We start from the raw sequence: 25,089 nt of genomic DNA, 5'->3' as shown, positions 1-25,089 counted from the left end.
AATTTTATAATTAGAGGGGTTTAAGGATGAATATTTTTAAGGTTTTATCTTCTAATGATGGTTCTATCAATGAGCCTAATGTAACTTCGTTTCTTGCTTATTTGTTAGACCCTAATGAAAATCATGGTTTAGGATCAAGGTTTGTTGAGAGTTTTTTAACACCAGTTGTATTAGCAAATAACGAGCAGTATAACGAGCTTATATACAATAATCGGATTCGAGATTTATCTCGAAATTCGAAGTATGAAGTAAGAGTTCAAGCTGAAGTAAAGGTCATATGCTCAGCGAGTGAAATTGCTAAAAAAACAAGGGATATAGATATTGTAATTGAACTTTTTGACCAAACATTTTCTGATAGTCTTCCAAAATTTTCGTTTTGTGTGGAAAATAAAATTAACGATGGAGCTATCCAAAAAGGTGATAATCAGCTTTTTGAGGAAATTATCGGATTAGTTAATTTTTATAAAGTTTCATCATTAGAGAAAGAACAACCTTTAGTTTCCTTTATATTCTTAACACATACTGGAAGTAAGAGAGCTTTAAATGAATTTAATGAATTATTATCTACTATAGAAGTAGAAAGGTTATCAGTACCTTGTTATCATCTGTCTTGGGGTGGAGAAGAACTAGATGACTTGGAGATTACTATAGTTGATTTGCTCAGTAAGATTCTTAAAGAAGAAGCCATAGGAAAGATTGAACCGATTTTTGATTACACGAAGCATACAATTAAGTCATTTATCTCTTTCATTTACTCAGGCTTTAAATCATATAAAGAAGAAAAAAATCTTTTATTCGAGAAATCAGACTATGGGAAACCAGTCATTCAATACATAAAAGACTTTTATGAAAGCTCACCGTTTGAAAAAGACATAAATCATGAAGATTTTAAAAAATGGGTAAGTGATATAGTGAAAGTAGCATCAGGCAAAACATTAAAAAATGCAAACTTTGACCGTTCGTACATTGTAAACGATCGAAATAGAAAGCACTACGGTGTGAATAGCGCACATAAAGAATATAAAAATTTATTTTATTATCCAGATGAAAACAATAAAAAAGTAATTAGAAAGTTAGACCTTTCTAACCCTCCTAAAAATGTGATGATTTATTGGAAAGACGACAACAATCCGGATGGTATGGGATGTGCTTTGCTCACGGAGATATTTGGTTTTTAGTTAAGTTAAGAAATTTTCAAAGGCCTACAAACGTTGATATACCAACGTTTGTAGTTTTTTTATTTTAATACATCAATTTTGTCCAACATACGCAGCAATGTTAAGGGATTGCTTGGGTGGAGTTAGTTTAATAGAGAGTAAAAGACCAAATCTTACGAAAGGGATTTGATCTTTTTTTATAGAATTAATATACAAGTAAGGTTATGTTTTGAATTTATTTACATGGAAGGAAGAGAGTTTGATGAATAAGGATACTTTGGGAATATTAGCTATAAATGTGAATGATTTTGGAGGTTTATATCCTAAAAAGTCTAATCTGATTGATTGGAACAGTGAAGTTGAAAAGGAAAATAGGAAGAACAGGGTTATCAAATTAATTAATTTTTTATCCAATAAAAATCCGGAAATAATCGTATTATTAGAATTTGATAGTTCAACAAAACAAATAGAATTTCTAAATTTTATTAATGAGAAAGGCTATGCAATTGTAAAAGAAAATATAAGGGGATCAATTGTAGTTGTTATACATAAAATAGAACTAAAAGTGAAGTTTATTTCTCAAAAAAGCAATTTAAAAGCATATGCTAAGTGGATAGAAATAAATATTGAATTGCATCAGTTCAAAAAGTTTAATGTGATAGGAGTTCATGTTCCATTAGAGTCTGAAAAAAGAATTCAATTCCAGAAGAAATTTCAAGAAAAATTTGATCTACCTACTGTTTTGATTGGAGATTTCAACGCTGCTACAAATGATGATAGAGCCATAGAACTGTTAAATAAAAGTAGGTTAAATGAAAATACAAATCTATTAAACAATATATTAAATAATAATTTTGTTGATTCTTGGAGAGAAGTTAATGGGAAAGATATAAATGAATATACATGGTTTAATTCGATGGATAAAAATGATGGAAGAAGATTAGATTATGCTTTTGTAACAAACAACATAGAAATATTAGCGGTCAACCATTTACCTGAATTGAATATGATATTGGATGAAAACGGTTTTACTGATCACTCAGGAATAGAAATTAAGATTAAATAACATTGATATAAAGCGCCTAATCTTAGATATTTAGATTAGCTCTTTTGGTTTTATAAGAGATTTTCACTATTATAGTTAACTGTAATCGAACAACAGCTCTGTGATACAGACCATTTCAAAGTTAGGCAACAACACGATCTGAAACAGGAGTTTTCTTTTTAAATAAAGCGTTGTGATAAATACGAAGCAAAAAATCAACGTGTCTTATTTGTTCGTCTAGCAGGTTGATTTAGAGGAGTTATTTGGTAATGTAACGAATTAAAATTTTTTGAACTGGCATCACAAAAGAGAACGAAATGGATTGTTAGGAGCTAGTAAAAAATTACTTATACGTATATAATAGTCAGGTTAATCATGGGTTATAATAACAAAATATAACGCATGGTTAAAAAAGGTAATAAATACTTCTGTGTTAGAAAATAAATAATATAATTATTGCTATCGGACGTAATTTTAATTGAGGAGCTGTAGAAAAGTAATGAAACAACAAGTGAATATTTTACATATTTCCGATATTCATTTTGGCATGGAAACAGATAAAGATGCTAGAGGGTTAGCATCTAGAGAAAATGCATTAAATCAATTATTAAAAACTTTAGAGGATTTAAATAGTTCTTATGCTATGCATACTGGAAGTTTCTTACTAGGAGAATGACGATGAAATTAGATTGTTTAATTGTTGATGATGAGATCGCTTTAGCTGAAACAACTTGTGAATATTTTAATATGTTCGAAGTCAAAACGGCTTTTGTGGCAAGTGCAGGGGAGTGCGAATTATTTTTGGAAGAACATGAACCATCACTGATTCTTCTAGACATCAATCTCGGTAGTGAATCGGGGTTTGATTTATGTAAAAAATTGCGTAAAACTACGCAGATTCCGATTCTATTTATAAGTGCTCGTTCCAGCGATGATGACGTTCTAATCGCACTTAACATAGGTGGGGACGATTACATTCAAAAACCATATACACTAAGCGTATTATTAGCAAAAGTAAAAGCAGTACTCAAAAGATATGGCAATGGCTCTAACCAACAAGAGGTTTTAGAGTTTGGTCAAATCCAAATTGATACCAAACTTCATCGTGTTCGAGTAAAGGGTATTGATATTCAGCTAAAAACGATGGAATATAAACTTCTGTATTATTTGGCGAATAATAAAAACCGTATCATCACTAAAGATGAATTGTTTCAAAATGTATGGGGAGATTCTTTTGTAGGGGATGGGACACTGAATGTACATATTCGGCATTTACGTGAGAAAATTGAAGAGAATCCAAAGGACCCGCAATTTATAAAAACGATATGGGGAACAGGATATGTGTTAGAGGACACTAAGCAATGAGAATAAAATTGCTAATTGCCTTGCTTTTGGTTATTTTTGTTGCAGGAATTACTTTTCCAATAATGATGATTAACAATAAAAATAGTTCAGAAGTGAATATGGTAGCTATTAATGAATTAGTTAAAACCGTCGAACAAAATTGGGGTCAAATTAATACTGAAACATTTAATAACAGCGACTTTCAACAACCACTTATGATTATAGATAATTTAGAAAATGTAATGTATCAAACACCGGATATTCAGTTTATTAATATATATGATGCCATCAAAAATAGAGATTCGATTATTGATGTGAGGCAAAATAATGAGATTGTAGGGAAAATTATTATCCGTAATAACGATAAAGAAATAGTGCAAAAAATGAAAAAGGAACTGGTTACATCTTTCAGTTTAATAGTTGGTTTATTAATGAGTGTTATTATTATTTACAATGTCTACATTTACAGAACGTTATTGAAACCTTTTATGCAGCTTCAACATTTCGCGGCGGATGTTGCTAGAGGTAATCTAGATATTCCTTTAAATATGGATAAAAACAATTATTTTGGTGCATTCACGGAAAGTTTTGATTTATTACGTGAAGAGCTCTATGCTGCTCGGCAAAGAGAGTATGAGTCCAACCGTAGTAAGAAAGAGCTTGTGGCCACATTAAGTCATGATATTAAGACGCCTGTTGCTTCAATTAAGGCAGTTAGTGAATTGATGCTTCTGCAGGTAAGGGATGAAAAGGTCATTAAGCAAGTGAATACAATCTATTCGAAAGCAGAGCAAATTGACTTACTTGTTACAGATATGTTTCATGCCACTTTAGAAGAGCTGCAACAGTTACAGATAACAGTAACCGAAGAATCGAGCGAGGTACTTGTTGATATGATTGAAAATGTAAATTATGACAATCAAATCGTCTATGATTCAATTCCACAATGTATTATTTTAACGGATGCTGTACGTATGCAGCAGGTAATAGACAATATAATTAGTAATTCATATAAATATGCAGGAACTAAGGTCACTATTAAGTCACAAATCAAGCAGGGTTATCTTGAACTCCACATCATGGACTTAGGGTCCGGAATTAGCGAAGATGAATTGCCCTTACTGTTCAATAAATATTATCGAGGAACAAATATCGGAGGCAAGAATGGTTCAGGCCTTGGTCTTTATATATCGAAGTATTTCATGGAAAATATGTATGGCCAGATAAGCTGTTACAATGGGCATGATGGCTTTACCGTAGTATTGAAAATCAAGCTTGCATGATAATTAAGGATTAGTTAATAATTGCATAAAGATTTAATAAGGATTCATTTTGTATGATAAGACTGTAATCTTCATTACGGTCTTTTTTCTTTGATTTGCAAATTCAAACACTAGCTTAATAAAGGGAGAGTGCTAAAAATATGACAAAGACGATTATCAAAACGGAGAAGCTGTGTAAAACCTTTTCAAGCGGTGGAATTCAACAGCATGTATTAAAAAATCTTGATATCAGTTTAATAGAAGGGGATTTTACAATCATAATGGGGAGTTCAGGGTCTGGGAAGTCCACTCTACTTTACGCAATGAGTGGAATGGATAAACCGACATTAGGCGAAATCGATTTTGCTGGTAAAAATTTAACTAAATTAAACAACGATCAACTAGCAATATTTAGAAGGAACAATTGTGGCTTTGTATTCCAACAAATTTATTTACTGGACAATATGAGTGTACTCGATAATGTACTGGCAAGTGGCCTTTTAGTAAATAAGAATAAGCGTGAACTCGTAAAAAAAGCGAAAGAACTATTAATACAAGTAGGGATCAATGAAAACGCATGGTCTAAATTTCCGACACAGCTTTCTGGTGGTGAGGCTCAACGAGTTGGGATTGTTCGAGCATTAATCAACAATCCGAGAATACTTTTTGCTGATGAACCAACTGGTGCATTAAACTCTGCATCTAGTGATAATGTGTTAGATGTTTTAACAAATGTAAATCGAAATGGGCAAAGTATAGTCATGGTCACTCATGATATGAAAACAGCATTGCGTGGAAACCGAATTTTATATTTGCGAGATGGCGTAATTTGCGGTGATTTGCAGTTAGGTGAGTTCAGTGAAAAAGAGAGCTTCGAGCGTCATGAAAAGCTAGGGGTGTTCCTTGCAGAAATGGGGTGGTAAGGTGAAAATCATGAATCTAGCCCTCGCTAATATTAGAAGAAGTAAATCGGCAACAGCTTCCTTATTTACATTTATTTTAGTTGCTGCGCTACTATTGAATATAGGTCTAATGGTCATTACTCAAATCAATACATTTTTTGATAGTAAAGTTGAACAATTAAAAGATCCTCATGCAATAATTATGATGGATTATGCAAGTTATAATTCAAGTTATGGAGAATTTATAACGAAATATCCTGGGGTGATAGAGTCAGAAACAGACGATATTATCAATATGGACATTGCCAAATTTAATTTTGGTGATAATGAATTAGCTAGTCGTACCGCTATTTTTAATGCAGATGATTATCGTCATATCGGGGCGTTGAAGTTGGTTGAAAAACTAAACACTTCAAGTGCTAATGATATTTTTATTCCTTACACTTTTAAAACAAATGGTGGTTATGAGTTAGGTGAAGATTTTACCATCACATATCAAAACAAGGACTATAAATATCGAATTGCTGGATTCTTTGAAACAACAATGATGGGTACGGCCAACATTGGATTCATGAAATTTATGCTACCAGAAATTGCTTATCAAACGTTAGCAGATGAACTAGGCAAAGGATTGGCCATATCTGCAGTGATGGAAGACAAAACACAATCTACAAAGTTACAAAACGATTTTAGTAAGGAGTTTCCTCAATCAACAGTAGGTGAAACGACTTCATCTATTGGGATGTTAGATATTGAGATGGTGAAAAGTGTAAGCACGTTAACCATTAATATCATAGCTATGATATTAGTAGCTTTTGCAGCCATTATCGTGCTTGTTTCACTAATTGTCATTAAGTATCGTGTATCAAATAGCATTGAAGACGGGATGACGAATATAGGAGTACTTAAAGCAATTGGTTATACAAGTAGACAAATTCTATCGTCAATTATTTTACAGTTTGTTTTAATCGCTTTTAGTGCAAGTATTGTTGGGGTTGCATTGTCATATTGTCTTATGCCTATCATAGGAAGCATTATTTCATCTTTATCCGGATTAATATGGTATCAGGGATTCAATATGATTATTAATGTAACAAATATATTTATTATTGTTTTTTGTGTTGTAATTGTTGCATTAATTTCCGCTTTTCGCGTTCGAAAAATTCAACCTATTATGGCCCTTCGAGGAGGTATTCAAACGCACAGTTTTAGAAAAAACTATTTTCCATTGGAGAATACGAGAGGTGGGCTTCATTTTTTACTTGCTATTAAATCGATGCTGTCAAATGTAAAACAAAACATCATGATACTTTTAATTATTATCGCATTAACATTCGCATCAGCTTTTTCAGTGGTGCTTTTTTATAACGTTGCTTCAGACAAAACCGCATTCGTTAACTTATTTGGCGCAGAACCAGCAAATGTGATGATATCTGTTAGGCAAGATGCAGATACAACAGAACTTTTGAGTCACATTAAACAAATGGACCATGTAAGTAAGATAAATATTTTTGATTTTATTACAACAAAAATTGATAATCAAACTGTAAATACGAATGTTACAGATAATTATAATCAGTTAGAAAATAATATTGTCTACGAAGGTCGTCAGCCAAAATATGATAATGAAATATCCATCTCCTGGGTTGTATCAAATAAAATTAATAAAGGAATTGGCGATACGGTTGAAGTAGAATATGGGGATAAAACAGCTAGTTTTCTAGTAACTGGCCTCAGCCAATCAATCGGCAATTTAGGACAAATAGCCTCATTAACGATGGATGGAATTCAGCGATTACATTCAGATTATAAAGGCACGACCCTTTATGTATATCTAGATGGTATATCAAACCAAAACTTTATTGAAAATGTTCACGAACAGTACGGAGATTATATAGTAGAAGCGTTAGACATAGATAAAAATATAGAGAGCCAAACAGGTATGTATACAGCTGCAGTATTTGCAGTTATGATAATGGTTCTGACAATTACCGTTCTAGTTGTTGTAATGATTTTGTATCTAATCATCAAAACGATGATTATTAAGCGTAAGAAAGAGTTTGGTGTAATGAAAGCAATAGGCTACTCAACAATTCAATTGATGCATCAAATTTCCATCAGCTTTGTACCCGTGATTATTACTGGAGTGACCATTGGTGGTGTCCTAGGATATTTTTATACAAACCCTATGCTTTCTGTATTACTTTCAAGTGCAGGGGTGAAACGTTTAGACTTTATCGTTCATTTACCGATTATTCTAATGCTATGTGTAGGCATTCTTATTTTAGCCTACATTGTCTCAATGTTCGTATCCTTAAAAATTAAGAAAGTTTCTGCTTACAGTTTAATTTCAGAATAATTATGCATAGTTTAGTATTAAAAATAGGCTAGATTCCAATGAAATAGAAACCGAGACTATATAATTAAACCCACCAGCATCCATGTGTTGCCACATAAACTCACCGCAGGAGGAATGTGTGAATAGAAGCTAATATTTTGTTTACGAAATCAAGTAAAAAACAATAAATTTCCTTTTTATATTTACTCACCAAGAGGCTGGGACAAAATTGGTCAGAACTTTAAAAAGCACTAGAAATCAATTTTAGACGTTGATTTCTAGCGCTTTTCTTTTGTGGATATTTTTTAATTTTGCTTTTTAAAAATACTTATGTCCAGCCTCTTTTTTGTATCCAACAAAAAATGAATTGATCCAATTCCTAACAGACAAAATGACAAATGGGGGGTTCTCAACAAATGGTGGAATACCCTATTAGTATTGATAACTACACAATTTACTCAGACGTAGCGAGTAATGAATAGATGAATAGTTGGTCATTCGATTACGTTGAGCGCTGTTCTAATTTATTCTATTACACTAACCTTATAAACAGGAATTCACCCGCTAGTAAATGGACAAAAAAATGACCGTTTCAATTTGCATTGAAGCGGTCAAACGTAATCAAATTGATTGTGATAACAGTAACTCATGGATGTATGTGTAATTTCTCTCTCTATACGCATAAGGATTATTTTTCAACCTTTCTTTAGAACTTCAGCAAGTCTACCTTCCTCAATTAATTGATTTATCCTATCCCTTGATTCTTTGTATTTCGGTTGTTTTTCTAAAAACCTCCATCATAGAAAATTTCTGAAACTTGGAACAGAGAATGCAATGGCTGTTGGGATTACCTTTGGCATTTGAATAATATATCTCCATCTATAACAAAATTTGACAACGATTCAAGGGAGATATATTATACGAATTAAGACAATTGACTTAAATGAAAAAGAGGTGAGTATGTATGAAAAAATTGCCTGAAGCAGAATTTGAGATTATGAAGATAGTATGGGAAAGTAATCCGCCAATTACTACAGGTATAATAATGAGAGAAATAGGGAGTGAGAAAGGTTGGAAAATCCAAACCGTAGTATCCCTTATGCAAAGATTAACTGAACGTGGATTTCTTCGCAGTGAGAAAAAAGCTAAGGAGAGATTTTATTACCCTACAGTAGAAAAAGATGCCTATCTAAGTTTTGAAACAGAGCATTTTATGAAGCTCTATCATAAAAACTCCTTTATGAATTTAGTGGGTACACTTTATAAATCCGATACTATTTCTAATGAAGATTTAGCTTCATTAATTAAATGGGTGGAAGAAAAGAGGGATTAATATGCACAGTATCATGGTAGGTTTATTCTTTAAATCAGTAGTTATGTCCCTTATTGGACTACTCTTTATAGCTGTAACGCCTTTCCTTTTAAAACGATACAGTGCTAAATGGCTTTATTATGGCTGGCTCGCGATCCTTGCAGGTTTTATTTTACCATTTACAATCAATATATCGACCCCAGTTGTCAATCTATCAGAATCGGTGCAAGTACCATCTAAAGAACCTATTCCAGTTAACAGTAGTCAGATAACGCTTGTGTCCTCATCTGTAGATACAGTGACAGCACTTTCTGTTTGGCAGATGGTGATGATAATTTGGATTTTAGGAATCGTTGTATTTTTGGCAGTTCATCTTGTAAGACATTATCGTTTTATGTACATGGTGAAAAGATGGGGGCAAACGATAACTGAACCGAAAATTCTTCATTTGCTTGAAAAAGTTAAAAGTGAAATGAATATCACTAAGGAAATCGCATTGAAAGAATGTCGCTTTATCCATTCCCCCATGGTATTGGGATTTACTAAAAATACTATCTGGCTACCTAATAATGTTTATCGAGAAGAAGAACTAAACATGATATTGAAGCATGAGTTAGTTCATTTAAAACGAAAGGATTTATGGTATAAAGTTTTTGTATTGCTGATTAGTAGTATTCATTGGTTCAATCCATTGTTCTATCTATTCGCTAAAGAACTGGACAACCTTTGTGAACACGCTTGTGATGAAGAAGTAGTAAAAAATACTGACATCCAACTTAGAAAAACGTATAGTCAGACGATACTACATGCTGAGAAGTTAAAAAGAGGAGAAGGTGTTTTTTCTACAAATTTTCTAGGGAGTACACAAATTCTAAAAAAGAGAATACTCTCCATTAAGGATATGAGTAAGAAGAAATCAGGAATCGTTGTGATGGCACTATTAATTTTACTTACAACAGGTGGAATGGCTGTCAGTTCAGCATTTGCTATTTCCAGTAAGCCGTTGAACTATTTAGACGAAACATTTATGAAAGAATCCATTTTAAATGGTGCATCAAGAGGCTACTTTGCAACAGACAAATTTATTATTTACCCAAAGAATATGAGGGATAGAAAAACTGTTTTCTGAGTTCCTTTATCGTTAGTCGAATCTTTTCATACAAACTTTCAAAACCTTCTATTGATTGATGTACAGCAAAAGCTTTTTCCATCACGCGTCCTCGTTCATCGACAAAGCAAGCGTAATGAACGCGCTTTGTGATGTCTATACCTACGACGAGTGTATTATCAGTCACTTAATTAATTTTGTAATTCATTTTAGAATGCATTTAGGAGTCCTCCTTGTAGATGTTGGGTCAATGGTCGTTGACATTCAGCATCATACTAGAGGACTCTTTTTCTTTCAAGAGCCAGAACATCTTTCAAACAGGAATGCTGCCCCGTTAGTTCTTCAGGTATACCAAATGTTAAGTGGTGATTTTTTTTTGATAAAAAGTATCTCTTAGACGTTGTGACATGGGGGGAGACACCATAGCCATTTATAGTTTTCTGTAATATCAAACAATTCGGATTTTTTTATTGACTCTTAAATGAATAGAATATACAATTTTACTGAGGAAACTCGGATTCCGATATTAATCGGAAATTTAACAATCAAAAATTTAAGTTCATTATAAAAGGAGACTGTATATGCCAAAACCTAGTTTTTTTAGATTGAATAAACATTATAGTAAAGCACTAATCGAACAGGCAACAAAGGTTTTTATTAGTAAAGACTACCATTCACTTAAGGTATCCGATTTAAGTGAGGGGATGGGTTTGCCTACAGGTACTTTTTATGAGTATTTTGAAAGCAAGGAGGACCTGTGTGTATATTTAGCTAGCATTGCTTTTCAGAGAAAATTTGATTCGCTAGGCGCGGACAATATTGTTCTCTTTACATATGAGAAAGAAGGATTTTCTATCCCTTCTGAAGATGGCGGCTCAATTAATGAAATTTCCTATGAAAAAATACTTAATTGTGGGGTTGGTTTCTTTGCCAGGCTGTTTGATGAGTATCTTTTAGAGATGATGATTCCCCATATTAATGTAGGTATCAAGAAAAAAATTGAGGAAGGTGTTTATAGAGAAGATATCGACTTTCAGTTGTCCTCTTATATGTTGGCGATGTTATCAACTTTCGTTTTACATTATTTTGATAAGTACGAGATTTCAGATAAGAAAGATCAAGAGGCTACAGTATTGAAATTAGTCGGATTAATGGATGGAATACTGAAAAAATAATAGAAAGGATTGATATAGATGTTTTATTTTCCAAATCCTTATGGGGAGTTAACTGTAGGTATTTTGCGTAGTCAGTTTAATTGTGAGGGAGAAACGATTCCTTTAACATTTTTTTATCCGGCAGATGAAAGCGATGGAAAGAATGCTAAATACTCTTTCGCAGAAGCACTTTTTGGTCATCCGCTAAGCGAGGCGAAAACCAATTTTTTTAGCGAAGCCCCAATTTCCCAACACAAAGAAAAGTATCCGGTTATATTTTATAGTCATGGATATGGGAGTTATGAAATGTCCAATAGTGTCCTATGTGGAGATTTAGCTAGTATGGGATTTGTGGTGATAGCTATTGGACATACAGGAGAAGCTACAGCAGTCCGTTTAAAAGATGGAACGATTATTCCAATGGATGAAACACATAGTGATGAAATGAATGTTCCGGAAAAAGAGGAAATATTACAAAAGATTATGATGGAAGTAGCTGCAAAAGATTTTACAGAAGAGAATTATGGGACTTTTATTGAGGCAGGTCGTCAGTTTTGTGATAGTCATGCGAAGAATAAGAGAATGGAAATTTGGGCTAAAAGGATTCGAACTGCTGCGGATTACATGGAAGAAGTAAATAAGAGCAACTATTTACTGGCAGGACATTTAGACTTAATTCCTGGTTTCGGTATTACTGGGCATTCCTTTGGTGGCGGTGCAGCCATTTCTGTATGCAGGGAGGACAGTCGTTTCGTATGCGGAATTGATGTGGATGGGGCAAACCTAGAAGAAGATTATGGTCAAGATATTAGAAAGCCTTTTCTATGTATTGGAACTGAAATTACAAGTAAGCTGCTTTCAGGAATTTATCTAAGTAATACAGAGAATACCTATCAATTGGTGTTAAAAGACGTAGAACATATGGGCTTTACAGATCTAGTATTTTTTCCAGACATTGCTGAAATGATGGGAATCCCCCTGGGGTCAATGGAAGGGAATAAGCTTGCTGCTATTTTGGCCCAATACCATGCAAATTTCTTTAGAAAGTATTTATTGAAAGAAGATCTGTACTTGGAAATGCCAGATGAATCTGTAGCAATACTTAAGTTTAGAGAGAAAAATTGCTAGGAAGGAATGAATATTATATGGATAAAGTGCTGCAAACGCGTTTAGAAAAATTAGTTCACGATACAAAAGAGCAGTATGGACTACCGTCCCTTACGGTTTCAGTATCTAAAGGTAGTGACGAATTTCACTATTCCATAGGTGCTGCTGATTTGGAAGAGGAAAATAAAGCTACCGTTAATACAGTTTATTGCATTGGCTCATCTACGAAAGCATTTATAGCATTGTCTTTGTGTATCCTGTCGGAGAAAGGAAAAATAGACTTGGATATGCCAGTCAAAACTTATTTGCCTAATTTTGAGATGTACGATGAGTACAGTACAGAACATTTGACGATAAGAGATGCTCTTTCACATAGAAGCGGTTTGCCACGACATGATACTAGTTGGCTAAATACACCAGAAAGAACCACAAAGGAGCAGGTTGAAACTCTTGCTTTTCTTCCGCCGGCTTGGCCATTAAGGTACAGATTTCATTATCAAAATCATATGTTTATGGTTGCTACCTTGTTAGTGGAAAAGGTAGGTGGTATACCATGGGGAGATTTCGTTAAGGAAAATATTTTATTGCCATTGGGTATGAATAGCACTTATATCTATGGAGATTTGATTAGAGATGACGATAGCAGAAAGGCTAGGCCATATATAAATAGTGGAGGACAAATATATAGGATTCCTTACAACTATGCAAAAACATCTGGTGGCGCTGGAACTATGTATTCTTCTACCGTGGACATGCTTAAGTGGCTGAAATTTCAGTTGAATGGTAATGGGCAAGTGTTAGGAAAAGAAATGCTACAAGAAATGCATTCTCCACAGATAATTATTCGTGATGGTGACATATTCAATATTATGTTTCCTGAGATTCAATTTACTAGTTATGGCTTGGCATGGTTTATTGAAAGTTATCGTGGGCAAAAAATCGTTCATCATGGGGGTACATTGGATGGCTTCAAATCACAACAAATTTTTGTTCCTGAAAAGGACATAGCTATATCTATACTCTGTAACCTGAATCAGACAACAGCGGTAACTTCCATTGGATATGCAATACTAGATGAACTTATGGGCTTTGAACCTTTAGATTGGATGAATAGATATATAGACGCATCGGCAAAACTTAGTGCTGAAAAAATAGAAGAAACACGGGATGCTTTGAAGAATGCCAATAATATGAAAAGTAAATGTGAAAATAGAGATTCATATATAGGTACATACTCAAATAGGGCCTATGGTAAGGCAATCGTTTTGGAAAATGATGGACAAATCTATTTGCAGATGATTGGCTTGACCCTTCCTATTATTCCAACTGGTAAAGATAAATTTCATCTAGCAGTGGAGAGCTATGGCATTTGTTTTCCAGTGACCTTTAAACGTGATGAAACTGGAAAAGTTACAAAACTATTAATCCCACTGGAAGAATCACTGAAGGAAGCCATTCCGTTTTATGCCGAAGATTAAGAAACGACATTTAGAAGGAAGGTTTTATAATGGATAAACAAATGAATGAGGAACGCTTTTTAAATCGTCTAATTGAAATTATACAAATAGATAGCCCTTCATTGGAAGAAAAAGAAATGTCTGATTACCTAATCGCCTTTTTTAAGGAGCGTGGAGAAAAAGTCATTGCCGATGATACAGGCAAAAAGTTTGGGAGTAATGGTAGAAATGTATTGGTTCATATTCCAGGAAGCCTGGACTTAGAGCCAATTTGCTTTAATGTTCATATGGATACAGTAGAACCTGGACGTAATATTAAACCAATTAAAAAGAATGGAAGAATAATAAGTGACGGAAGTACGATCCTCGGTGGGGATGATAAGGCAGGGATAGCTATGTTATTAGAGGGCTATGAATACCTACGCGAGAATAATATCCCGCATAGAGAAATGTATTTTTTGTTTACTTTAAGTGAAGAAATCATGCAAGGTGCTACTCACTATGACACCTCAGATATAAAAGTGAAGTATATGTTTGTGTTAGATGGAGCTGGGCACCCTAAATATCTATGTAGTGCCAGTAAAGGAAAGACCTTACTCAAGTATGAGTTTTGGGGAACGACTGCTCACTCTGGTGTAGATATTACTGCTGGACGTAATGCAGTTTGCATGGCCGCACATGCTATTACATCAATGCCAACGGGCTTAGTAGATGAAGATACGACTGTGAATATATCTTCAATTCATGGAGGAAAAGAAGCTCCGACAGTGCCAGATTATGCAGTCGTAACTGCAGAAATCAGGTCCTATTATCAGGATAAAATAGATGATCAGGCAGCAGTTATGCATAAAGCGGCAAAGGAAGCAGCGGAACTGTTTGAAGGACGAGTGTCGAAGGAAATAACTATTCTCTGTCCACCCTATCATGCTCAAACAGATGAGTACCTTTATAAGAGAACAAAGGAGGCAATTAAAGACGAAGGGCTAGATCCAGTAGAGATAAAGACTGGAGGCAGTAGTGACGCTAATATTTTTGGAGAGCGGGGCTTTATATGTAGTGGGTTAGGAATTGGAATCCACAACGTTCACACAACTTCAGAGTATGTGGATATAGAAGAAACGCAGATGGCATATAGAATCATGTTAAATATCATGACAAATTAAGAGGGGGGATATTTTGCAGACAGATAATTGGAAATCACCGATTATAAAAAGATTAGAAAATATGGAAGAATTGGTTTGGATAAATCCTAAAAAGGAAAGCGCTAATAAACCATTAGAGAAAATGGGAATATCTACAAAAGATATTGATGATGCAAGGATAAGGCTGGAACGATTTGCACCTTTTATTGAATGTTGCTTCCCAGAAACAAAAGCAACACAAGGAATTATTGAATCTCCTTTAACAGCTATTCCAATGATGCAAAAATTTATAAATGAAAGCGATCATTGTAATCTCACGGGGACATTATTGTTAAAACAAGATAATGAATTGGCGATTGCAGGTTCCGTTAAGGCTAGGGGCGGTATTTATGAGGTATTGAAACATACAGAAGATTTGGCGCTCTTTCATGGTCTTCTTAGAAAAGAAGATAATTATGCAAAACTTGCTTCAAAGGAATGTCGCCACTTTTTTCAGCAATATACAATTCAAGTTGGTTCTACAGGAAATCTTGGACTTAGCATAGGTATGGTTAGTGTAGCAATTGGCTATAAGGTGATCATCCATATGTCTTCAGATGCCGAACAGTGGAAAAAGGATTTGTTACGAAAACATGGTGTTGTCGTTGTGGAGTATCAGTCGGATTACAGTGTGGCTGTGAAAAATGGGCGTGTCCAGTCAGACAAAGATCCTAAGAGTTATTTTATTGATGATGAAAATTCCATAGACTTATTTTTGGGATACGCAGTAGCTGCAAAACGATTGGAGTTACAACTTAAAGAACAGGGTCTTATTGTGAATGAGGAACACCCATTATTTGTCTATATCCCATGTGGAGTTGGTGGTGCACCTGGAGGCATTACCTTTGGACTTAAGGATATATTTGGAGAAAATGTACATTGTTTTTTTGTGGAACCGACAAAAGCACCTTGTATGTTACTCGGAATGGCAAGTGGAAAACACGATGAAATATCCGTTAATGATATTGGTTTAGATGGTCAAACCCTTGCGGATGGGCTGGCAGTCGGAAGAGCATCTGGATTTATTGGGAAAGTTATGGAACCAATTCTTAGTGGGATTTTCACAGTTGAAGATTGTAAGCTTTTTGAATATATGAGACACCTCTTAAATAAAGAACAAATTTTTTTGGAGCCCAGTGCCTGTGCAGCTTTTGAAGGGGTAATGAGATTATCTTTTTACGACGAAATGTCGGAATATTTAGCGAATTGTAAATTAGAGGACAAAATAGGAAACGCAACTCATATCGTGTGGGCAACTGGAGGAAGTTTGGTACCAGATAAGAATAGAGAAGAGTATATAAATACGTATGTAGGTGATTGATTTTCGTAGCAGACTGTTAGATTTATTCGAAAGGGGACGGTATAATGGCGAAAACCAAAAAGTACATAGGAGAACTGAGTACTTCGGAGATGTGGGCAAGTTGTGCGATAGGAATGGGTACAGGTCTCCTACCATTTTTAATGAATGGATATATGTCCTATTTCTTTACAGATGTCATGCTGATTCCTGCATCATCACTTGTGGGAATCATGCTTGTTGCGAGGATACTTGATGGAATTCAAGATATAGGTATAGGAGCCACATTAGATCGGATAAGAAGACCAGATGGGCAAGCTAGACCGTTTTTTAAGTGGTTTGCCATCCCATTTTTTATTTTTAGTGCATTGCTTTTTTTAAATCCTCCCTTTGGCGAAACAGGCAAAGTCATATATGCAGCTGTTACGTATATAGGAGCGTTATTTATGCTTTCATTTTTGCAGCTACCCTATGCAACGCAAATTAGCTTAATCACAAAAGACAGTAAAGTAATCTCAAAACTTAGTAGTATGCGTTTTATTACCGCTTCTATTGTTTCTGTGATAGCAGGATTGGTTGTCATTCCACTCCTAAAAGGGTTTGGAGGTGGAGATATTAATAAAGGATTCTTTTCTGTTGGAATAATAGTAGGGGCATTGGGTGCAGCCAGCGCAATTTGGGCTTATTTTGGAACAAGGGATAGATATATTGCTATATTACCAAAAAAAGAAAAGATTCCACTTCTTGGACAATTGAGATATCTAAAAAATTTCCCTTGGCTTTTAGGGCTAATCATTACATTGTCAATTATGTTTTCATATACATTTAGTTCTGCTATGGCTATTTACTATTTTACTCATGTTATTCCAAATCAAACTTTCGCAGGGCTTGCTCTCGTTGTTATCTTTGCTTTCATGGTTCCAGGTAGTGCTATTTCACCTATAATTGGGGGTAAAATTGGAAAGAAGCAGGCAATTATGGTAGGGGTCGGAATAAGTATTTGTGGAAAGCTTATCATGTTATTGGGGAGTTCAATCTTTATATTTATTGGTTTAGGCATGACTGGCTTTGGCTTGGGAATAGCCATTCCCTTATTGACTGCATTAATGCCGGATATAGTAGATTATGGGGAATGGAAACACCATGCATCAACTCCTGGGATTCTTTACTCAGCAATTAGTTTGGGCTCAAAGATGGGGATGGGGCTAGCTGTTTCTGTCCAGCTTGCCATTTTATCTAAATTCGGATATGACGCAACACTCGTAGTTCAACCAGATTCAGCCATCAATGCTATTTCATTGTCTTATATTTTTGTCCCTCTTGTATGTGAAACGCTCGCTCTTATAGCTATAAGTTTTTATCGTATAGACCATATTCGGGATCAAATTCAAAATGATCTTACAGAGAGGTATGAATCCCTAGGTTTGAAGAGGGTCAAGGAATCTTTATAGTATTTGAAGTAAAGGAGAGTAAGTATGCAAATAACCAATATTCAAAGTAAGATTTATGAACCTGAAAGTATTGTGAATTTTAAAGTAGCTCTCATAGAAAGAGTAATCCCTCAGAATGTAATTATTAAGATAACTACAGATGAAGGTATCATTGGGTACGGCGAAGCAGCTCCATTTCTGCCTGTGACGGGAAGTGACGCACAAGAAACGCAACACTTTATTCAGAAAATCGCTACTTTGCTCATAGGAAAAGACCCTTTCTATTTAGAAAATATCCATAATCTAATGAATCAGGTAGTGGTAGGTCAAAATGCGGCCAAAGCGGGCATTGATATGGCATTGTATGATATTATCGGAAAAAGCTCAGGTCAACCCCTTTACAAATTATTGGGGGGGAACAGTAACCAAATAGAAACTGATATGACACTGGGTATTGACACTCCCGAGAATATGGCTAAAAAAGCAGTAGAATATACGGAGATGGGTTTTCGTATTCTAAAGGTAAAAACCGGAATTAATTCTATCGAAGATATTCATGCCATTAAGTTGATTCGTGAAGCTGTGGGACCAGATATAGAGTTGAGATTGGATGCCAATCAAGGTTGGGATGCAAAAGAGACTATCAGAACTATGAAAGCTTTGGAAAAGTATAATGTATTAGAAGTAGAACAACCGGTGCCCTATTGGAATCTAGCAGCTTGCTGTCAAATTAGAGAGAGTATTTCCCAGCATCTTATGTTAGACGAATCTGTCCACTCACCTCAAGATGCATTACGGGCAATACAGACTGAAGCAGCGGATATGATAAATATTAAACTCATGAAATGTGGTGGTATTTATCAAGGAATAAAAATTAATGCTATTTCCGAAGTTGCAGGAATTCCATGCATGGTTGGTTGCATGAGCGAATCCCGATTAGGTATTGCCGCTGGTGCTGCACTTGTCGGTGCCAAATCTAATATACGGGCATCTGATTTGGATAGTCATTATCTAATTGCAGAATCTCCTCATATCACGGGAGGTTTTGTTCAAGATGGTGGTCTTATAACAATTGTTGATAAACCAGGTTTAGGTGTGGAAGTGAATTTTGATGCGCTTTAATTTAATAAGGTCCTTAATTCAATGAACTCAACTATTGTACAATTTTTAAGAGTTTTTCGTTGAGATGGTACCGTAGTATTACAGCTTCGCTTGTTATACGAGATCTAAGTCCCAACCAGCCTCAAACATATTTCTACAAGTAGGGGGTGAACAGTTTACTTGACGGGATCAATGTCCCACGCCCTCGTACGTTCTACCCTGGCTACTGATAGATTAAATCTAAATAAAAAAAGTTCAACCAGAAAGAAGAAGTACGATGGAATGTATTAAAAATCCATGTGGAACGAGTTCAACTAAAAAAGCATATTAATAAATAGAAAGTTTATTATTTTCTAGTTTAAAAACAGGGAGGAAAATAGTATTGAGACTAACTGAACTTCATCCACTCTTCTATCACACACGAATCGAACAAAAAAGACTTTTTCGGTTTTTAGCAAATTTAAAAGAAAGAAAACGGTTTGCCACGCATAAAGAGTTATCAACTACATTTCCTTATACTTGTAAAAAACATCAATCATTGCTGAAAAGAAAATTAGGGAACAGTGATCCTAAATTACAAGAAAATAAAATAATCAATTTAAAAATTGCTACGAGTGAAATCGATGACGTAATCATTAAGCATGGTGAAACTTTTTCTTTTTGGCAACTAGTAGGAAAAACGACTGAGGGCAAAAGGCTATATTGAAGGCATGCAGCTCGCAATGGGAGAAGTAAAGACGGGCATTGGCGGTGGAATTTGTCAGCTCGCTAATCTACTGTATTGGATGGCGCTACACACACCTCTTATTGTTACGGAAAGACATCAAGACATCATCATAGTTTCGACCCATTTCCTGATTTGGGGCGAACGCCTCCATTTGGAAGTGGTGCAAGTGTTTTTTACAATTATATAGATTTACGGTTTTATAATCCGACATCCGAATTTTTCTAAATAAAGGTTTGGGTAACAGATAAACATTTAAAAGGGCAATGGCTACTTTTGCTAATAAATGCCTAACTCTTATCATATTGAGGAGAAAAACCATCAATTTTTAAAAGAGACGGGAAAAACTATCGTCAAAATTTTTATAAAAACTGGAAACCAAACATTATTTTGATATGACAAGCTTTCCGTCGTACGATTTTCAAATCATTCAGCAATGATTTTAGAAATTAATAAAATATAATAATTTGGATTTCGAGACGTTTAGTCAGCCGAAATATAACTAAATGCCAAAATTTTACTAACGCATGTATTTAAGTGGGAAATAATAATATCCAATTAAAGATGTTATACCTCTGATTTTTACAAACCTTGATATCTGCACATTTGGAACACATCGTTAAAGATATTACACCTTTTCACCTTACGGACGGAATGATGTAAACCCTTGTCAAAACCGTCTATTCGCAATGACAATCCTATGTCTAGGCTCAAATCCCTTATATCCTGATGCCATCAGTAAGGAGCGAACAGAAAAAATCACCCATAACATAAGAAGGCACTGAAAAAGTCGATTTGCCACAAAAAATGTGATGCAAATCGACTTTTTGAGTTTCTAAATCCAACAAAAGACAGATTTATAATATAAAAAAATGAATTTCTTTAGTTTTTCAGTGCCCTCATAACATAACGAGTGATTTTTGAAAATCATAGCTATAAAAAAGTCTCAAATTCAAGCTGCTATGTTTAGATAGTTAAGATACCTCGAATTGTGATGGTAGCTGCTCCTGCAACTTTGATGACTGGTTTTAATTCATTCGGAATAACAGTCACATAAAGAGTTCCAGGTCTTCCTATCGCATCACCTTGAGCAATTTTAAGATATGTTATTTCACCTTGAGAAATAACACCTTCTAAATAGAGGAAGCCGGCTAACGCACCATTTGCTGCACCAGTTACAGGATCTTCAGGTATACCAATCCCTGGTGCAAAATCTCTTGTATATAATTCATATTCTTTCAAGTTAGTAAAAGTATAAAGATGTGTCGTGCTAATATTATGTTCTTTATTATGTTTCGCTAACGCTGCTAAATCTGGCACTGCATTGTCGATATCGATTTGATCTTTTATTGGAACGAGTAAATGCCAGACACCAGTATTCGCTAGTTTGATTGGATACGTTAAATCAATGCTTTCGGAATGGACGCCGATCAGTCGACTAAGCTCTTCCACATCAATATGGATATCTTGTGTTTTTGGCGTTACTTGCGTCATTTCCACATTGATAACTTTTCCGTTTTCCTTATGCCATACAACCGGTACTCTACCAATATTCGTTTCTAGCACTATACCTTCTTTTTTCTCAGCAAGACCAAACTCAGTCGCCAAAAGCCATGTTAATCCAACAGTTGCATGTCCGCAAAAGTTGATTTCTTCACTGGGAGTAAAATATTTTACTTTATAGTCTATATCTTTATTATCTGAAGGTAGTAAAAATACGGATTCCGGTAAATTTAATTCTTTTGCGATATTTTGCATCTCATCTTCGGATAATTTTTCAGCATCTGGCACAACGCCAGCTGTATTACCGCCAAATTTTTCAGTTGTAAATGCATCTACATGATAAACTCTAATATCTCTCATCTTATTAACTCCTTTCTAACTTTTAGTGTTTCCTCCATACAAATCCATTTAATGAAACCCTCATTTAGATTGGTTACGGTAAATCATAGCATACTATAATACAAATTCTATCATTTTTAGGGAATATTAAACTATAAAAGCGATGATTTACTAAAACTTGTGAAATTTCCATATCTATTATATAATAAATATACTATTTTATTAAAGGGTGAACTTTTTGTTAATTGTAGAATTCTAATCTGAATCAACGTTATAGCTTAATTTTGTCGAACAAACCACTTATATAGAGGTGTTATTTGTTGTGCAAAAAAGCAAGATTAGAATTAGTTAGCTTCGTATGAACATTTAGCGCGACTAGTTTTAGTCGCGCTTTTTCTATTCGTTGATTTAGACAATTTTAATTTTTTACTTATTAAAATTGAGAGGACGAATCTACAATGCAAAAACAATTACAACAAATTACAGCTGATATGCAGCTTGAAGAACATTATCACACATTAGAAAAAGCTCTACTTGATTTATATTTCCATAAAAATTGCACAACTAAATCTTTAGCTCATACGACAGACTTACCAATACCTATCGTTTCAGCAATGAAGCAAGAATTTGCCAAACAAGGTTGGGGTAAACATAGCTTAACGAAAAAAGGCCAGCTCGCTATTTCGCAATATTTTCAACTCTCAGGTGCTGATGCTAAACTCTACCTTCAATTAACGACAGATGATGCATTTCGTACGGAATGGATTACACAAAATATAAGCGAATTAAGCACTATTTATGATGCTAGACCCAAAGCTGACGTGGCAATTGATCAAGCAAAATGTACGGTTGAGACAGCCTTAAAACGTGCATTGCTCGCACTAGACTATACGATGCTACTCAATAAGCGCATTTTGTGTTTAGGCGATGATGATTTCATCAGTATTGCATTAGCGTTTTTACTAAAGAAAATCGCTCCAAATTCTACAACTAAAATTGTTGTGTTAGATATTGATAGACGAATTTTATGTACGATTAGCAAAATAGCTAAAGACTATGAGCTTCCGATTAAAACAGATTATTATAACGTTCAGGAGCCTTTGCCTAAAACATACGCTGACCAGTTTGATTGCGTATATACAGATACACCGTATACCTTGATTGGCGCACAGCTTTTTTTATCACGTGCGATTAACGCATTAAAGCCAGAAGCAATGCGACATGTGTTTTTTTCCTACGCTAAACGTAGCTATCAAAAGCAGTGGCAACTACAGCAAAGCTTACATGCTATGGGCTTCGTGATTGACAGTATTCAATACGAGATAAACACTTATGAAGGTGCGCAGATTTTAGGCGCTACAAGCCAATTGTTCGTATTACAAGCAACAGAACAAATGACTTCCTACATTCCTAATCAGCGTAAATTTACGCGACCAATTTACACAGGAGAAATTGAGCGGAAATCCGTCGTATATCAGTGTATCCATTGTCAGCACGCACTTACAGTCGGAGCTGGCTATCCATACAGCACGATTGCTCAGCTTCAAGCCAGTGGTTGCCCGAATTGCAAAAATAACAGGTTTTCACAAATTAAGAGAACAGTAGAAAAATCACAATCCCAGCATGCATTAGGGCATCATATTTTATTAGAGTTGCACGATTGCAATGATGCATTGCTCAATGACGTACAACAAATTAAAAAGATTATGTGTCAAGCTGCCCATATAGCAAAGGCAACAATTGTGACCGAACATTTCCATCATTTTTCACCTTACGGGGTTAGCGGTGTAGTCATTATTCAAGAATCACATTTAACGATTCATACGTGGCCAGAGTACGGTTATGCGGCAATAGATGTTTTCACGTGTAACAGTAAATTAGCTCTACAAGACGCTGTTCAATATATTACTGAGCAATTTAATGCAGGAAATGCCACACAACATTACCTGCATCGAGGTAAACCATAACTCTTAAAATGAAACAGGAAAAGAAAACAAATTGTTTTCTTCTCCTGTTTTTGTATTTTTACTTGATTGAAGCGAGAGGAGCTGGGGGACAGCGAAATTACCGGAGCGCCTTAAGCTTCTTAAGGAGTGGAAGCAAGAGGTTTAAGGTTTACACAGAGCTACCATGTGAACTTGAGGAAAAAATAATTGGTATAAAATAAAAACATTATGTTAACTAAATAAGGGGACTCAAATATAGGCAACGGAGCGGAATATTCAATCTATTAATTAGGACACCCAAAATTATTTTGCTTAGTTTGCGTTTCTCGATAGCATTCAATTTAAAACAGATGAGGTATTTATTAGAGCGTTTCTTGTTCAAAGTTCTTATTCATACAATGACGGAAACTAACACATCACTTCGATTAAAGAAATTTGTTCTGTAAGAGGAGTATGAAGATGTTTGGGAATATTTGTCGAATATTCAATCTATAAGTTTTAAAAGACTTTAGATTAGGAGATGCTTTATGAAAAAGGTGTTATTAACATTCACAGTCCCATTCCAATTCTACCATTTTTTTATAACATCAAGATTCTTAGTTCTCCAAAATATTCCTCCGAAACCTTTTATCATCGTATCTAACTCCTGTCTGTCTTTAAATGTTAAGTTTCTTTCTTCAACTAGGTTGCTCCGTTAGTTTGAATAAAAATTATAGACATCTACTTGTAGAGTACGGATACTTCTTAAATATGTCAATTTTCATTTTTATTCAAATAAAAGCTGAACTAAATTGTTTGAATTAGTTCAGCTTAAAAATACCTCATTACTGGTGTATTAATGATATTACTTTAACTCATGTAAAAGTCATGATGAGTGATTTTTGAAGATCCATTTCTACAATTATTAGATGTATAGGTTCATAATAATTTGCTCGCCAATACGTCCCATTCTTCTTTCCCCATTATCGACAAAGCCAACTTTTAAATACAAATTTTGAGCGGGAATATTTTTATGATTAACGACTAAAACAACTTCGTTACAACCTTTAAATTTTTTCTTAATAAATTCAGGCAGTACCAACATCCCTTTTTTGGCATACCCATTTCCTTGTTGTTTATGATCAATAGATAGTGCAGTAAGTAGCATAGCGTTTGGATTATTAGAGTACTCTTTAACTCTTTCAGTTGCGTGCAGGACAAAAAATCCAACAGGCACATTATCACTCAAAATAACGATTGGATATTGTCCAACCATTTCTATAGAAATCTCTTTAGGAAGGGCAGTAAATCGACTTTGTTCTTCCGGAAGCTCAAAGTCATTCAAAATATCCACAAACTCTTCTGAGAAATGTACTAATTCAATGGTGTTCGTTTTTTGCATA

General features: G+C 34.7%; 21 protein-coding genes and 2 pseudogenes. 19 read left to right on the top strand and 4 right to left on the bottom strand.

The annotated features are described in order from the left end of the window. The first annotated feature begins 26 nt into the window (after nucleotides 1-26). The 9 genes from AN161_RS26220 to AN161_RS26185 all read left to right on the top strand — a co-directional run bounded on the left by AN161_RS26220 (nucleotide 27) and on the right by AN161_RS26185 (nucleotide 10,489). Complete coding sequence (locus AN161_RS26220; protein ID WP_053597248.1) at nucleotides 27-1,178, top strand: PD-(D/E)XK nuclease family protein; 1,152 nt, start codon at nucleotides 27-29, stop codon at nucleotides 1,176-1,178. 241 nt (nucleotides 1,179-1,419) lie between these two features. Beyond that, complete coding sequence (locus AN161_RS26215) at nucleotides 1,420-2,223, top strand: endonuclease/exonuclease/phosphatase family protein (protein WP_053597247.1); 804 nt, start codon at nucleotides 1,420-1,422, stop codon at nucleotides 2,221-2,223. 478 nt (nucleotides 2,224-2,701) lie between these two features. Continuing rightward, entirely contained in the window at nucleotides 2,702-2,878 is a 177-nt protein-coding gene (locus tag AN161_RS30035) for a hypothetical protein (protein ID WP_158003110.1), read from the top strand. 2 nt (nucleotides 2,879-2,880) lie between these two features. Further along, complete coding sequence (locus AN161_RS26210; protein ID WP_053597246.1) at nucleotides 2,881-3,567, top strand: response regulator transcription factor; 687 nt, start codon at nucleotides 2,881-2,883, stop codon at nucleotides 3,565-3,567. Next, nucleotides 3,564-4,829, top strand: a complete 1,266-nt coding sequence (locus AN161_RS26205) for a HAMP domain-containing sensor histidine kinase (RefSeq protein WP_053597245.1) — start codon at nucleotides 3,564-3,566, stop codon at nucleotides 4,827-4,829. Before AN161_RS26210 ends, AN161_RS26205 begins: the two co-directional genes overlap by 4 nt. A gap of 140 nt (nucleotides 4,830-4,969) precedes the next feature. Next, nucleotides 4,970-5,731: an ABC transporter ATP-binding protein gene (locus tag AN161_RS26200; RefSeq protein WP_053597244.1), complete on the top strand. Its 762-nt coding sequence runs from the start codon at nucleotides 4,970-4,972 to the stop codon at nucleotides 5,729-5,731. After that, complete coding sequence (locus tag AN161_RS26195) at nucleotides 5,712-8,069, top strand: ABC transporter permease (RefSeq protein WP_241774665.1); 2,358 nt, start codon at nucleotides 5,712-5,714, stop codon at nucleotides 8,067-8,069. The genes AN161_RS26200 and AN161_RS26195 overlap by 20 nt, the downstream gene beginning before the upstream one ends. Nucleotides 8,070-9,012: 943 nt before the next feature. Further along, nucleotides 9,013-9,381: a BlaI/MecI/CopY family transcriptional regulator gene (locus AN161_RS26190; RefSeq protein WP_053597243.1), complete on the top strand. Its 369-nt coding sequence runs from the start codon at nucleotides 9,013-9,015 to the stop codon at nucleotides 9,379-9,381. Nucleotide 9,382: 1 nt separating this feature from the next. Next, nucleotides 9,383-10,489, top strand: coding sequence for a M56 family metallopeptidase (locus AN161_RS26185; RefSeq protein ID WP_241774664.1), 1,107 nt, complete (start codon nucleotides 9,383-9,385; stop codon nucleotides 10,487-10,489). 25 nt (nucleotides 10,490-10,514) lie between these two features. Here the strand turns inward: AN161_RS26185 and AN161_RS30875 are convergent. Continuing rightward, nucleotides 10,515-10,655 (bottom strand): annotated as a pseudogene (locus AN161_RS30875) (IS110 family transposase); the annotation flags it as partial. Between the two features lie 394 nt (nucleotides 10,656-11,049). Between AN161_RS30875 and AN161_RS26180 the strand changes: the two are divergent. The 9 genes from AN161_RS26180 to AN161_RS30865 all read left to right on the top strand — a co-directional run bounded on the left by AN161_RS26180 (nucleotide 11,050) and on the right by AN161_RS30865 (nucleotide 20,109). Continuing rightward, nucleotides 11,050-11,643 carry a TetR/AcrR family transcriptional regulator gene (locus tag AN161_RS26180; protein ID WP_053597242.1) on the top strand — a complete coding sequence of 198 codons (594 nt, stop codon included), beginning with the start codon at nucleotides 11,050-11,052 and terminating at the stop codon, nucleotides 11,641-11,643. Between the two features lie 18 nt (nucleotides 11,644-11,661). Beyond that, nucleotides 11,662-12,750 (top strand): hypothetical protein, encoded by a 1,089-nt coding sequence (locus tag AN161_RS26175; RefSeq protein ID WP_053597241.1) that lies wholly within the window; start codon nucleotides 11,662-11,664, stop codon nucleotides 12,748-12,750. 17 nt (nucleotides 12,751-12,767) lie between these two features. After that, nucleotides 12,768-14,207, top strand: a complete 1,440-nt coding sequence (locus tag AN161_RS26170; protein WP_053597240.1) for a serine hydrolase — start codon at nucleotides 12,768-12,770, stop codon at nucleotides 14,205-14,207. A gap of 29 nt (nucleotides 14,208-14,236) precedes the next feature. Then, complete coding sequence (locus AN161_RS26165) at nucleotides 14,237-15,349, top strand: M20/M25/M40 family metallo-hydrolase (RefSeq protein WP_053597239.1); 1,113 nt, start codon at nucleotides 14,237-14,239, stop codon at nucleotides 15,347-15,349. Between the two features lie 13 nt (nucleotides 15,350-15,362). Continuing rightward, nucleotides 15,363-16,688 carry a D-serine ammonia-lyase gene (locus AN161_RS26160; protein ID WP_277815990.1) on the top strand — a complete coding sequence of 442 codons (1,326 nt, stop codon included), beginning with the start codon at nucleotides 15,363-15,365 and terminating at the stop codon, nucleotides 16,686-16,688. A 44-nt stretch (nucleotides 16,689-16,732) separates the two neighbouring features. Beyond that, nucleotides 16,733-18,115: a glycoside-pentoside-hexuronide (GPH):cation symporter gene (locus AN161_RS26155; protein WP_053597238.1), complete on the top strand. Its 1,383-nt coding sequence runs from the start codon at nucleotides 16,733-16,735 to the stop codon at nucleotides 18,113-18,115. A 24-nt stretch (nucleotides 18,116-18,139) separates the two neighbouring features. Further along, nucleotides 18,140-19,216, top strand: coding sequence for a dipeptide epimerase (locus tag AN161_RS26150; RefSeq protein ID WP_053597237.1), 1,077 nt, complete (start codon nucleotides 18,140-18,142; stop codon nucleotides 19,214-19,216). A gap of 361 nt (nucleotides 19,217-19,577) precedes the next feature. Continuing rightward, a complete protein-coding gene (locus AN161_RS30870; protein ID WP_075807371.1) occupies nucleotides 19,578-19,901 on the top strand; it encodes a VanW family protein in 324 nt (107 codons plus the stop codon). 4 nt (nucleotides 19,902-19,905) lie between these two features. After that, nucleotides 19,906-20,109 carry a VanW family protein gene (locus AN161_RS30865; RefSeq protein WP_075807370.1) on the top strand — a complete coding sequence of 68 codons (204 nt, stop codon included), beginning with the start codon at nucleotides 19,906-19,908 and terminating at the stop codon, nucleotides 20,107-20,109. A 776-nt stretch (nucleotides 20,110-20,885) separates the two neighbouring features. Here AN161_RS30865 and AN161_RS26140 read toward each other — a convergent pair. After that, complete coding sequence (locus AN161_RS26140; protein ID WP_053597236.1) at nucleotides 20,886-21,782, bottom strand: PhzF family phenazine biosynthesis protein; 897 nt, start codon at nucleotides 21,780-21,782, stop codon at nucleotides 20,886-20,888. 437 nt (nucleotides 21,783-22,219) lie between these two features. Between AN161_RS26140 and speD the strand changes: the two genes are divergently transcribed. Continuing rightward, nucleotides 22,220-23,728: an adenosylmethionine decarboxylase gene (gene speD / locus AN161_RS26135; RefSeq protein WP_053597235.1), complete on the top strand. Its 1,509-nt coding sequence runs from the start codon at nucleotides 22,220-22,222 to the stop codon at nucleotides 23,726-23,728. Between the two features lie 550 nt (nucleotides 23,729-24,278). Here speD and AN161_RS28000 read toward each other — a convergent pair. Next, nucleotides 24,279-24,341, bottom strand: a pseudogene (locus tag AN161_RS28000) (glyoxalase); the annotation flags it as partial. Between the two features lie 270 nt (nucleotides 24,342-24,611). Continuing rightward, a complete protein-coding gene (locus AN161_RS26130) occupies nucleotides 24,612-25,088 on the bottom strand; it encodes a GNAT family N-acetyltransferase (protein WP_053597234.1) in 477 nt (158 codons plus the stop codon). Nucleotide 25,089: the final 1 nt, after the last annotated feature.

Origin of the sequence: Lysinibacillus sp. FJAT-14222 (genome assembly GCF_001278875.1) — a bacterium.
Lineage (GTDB): Bacteria > Bacillota > Bacilli > Bacillales_A > Planococcaceae > Lysinibacillus > Lysinibacillus agricola.
The sequence above is the reverse complement of the archived record's forward strand: the minus strand, read 5'-3'. Positions and strand labels throughout refer to the sequence as shown.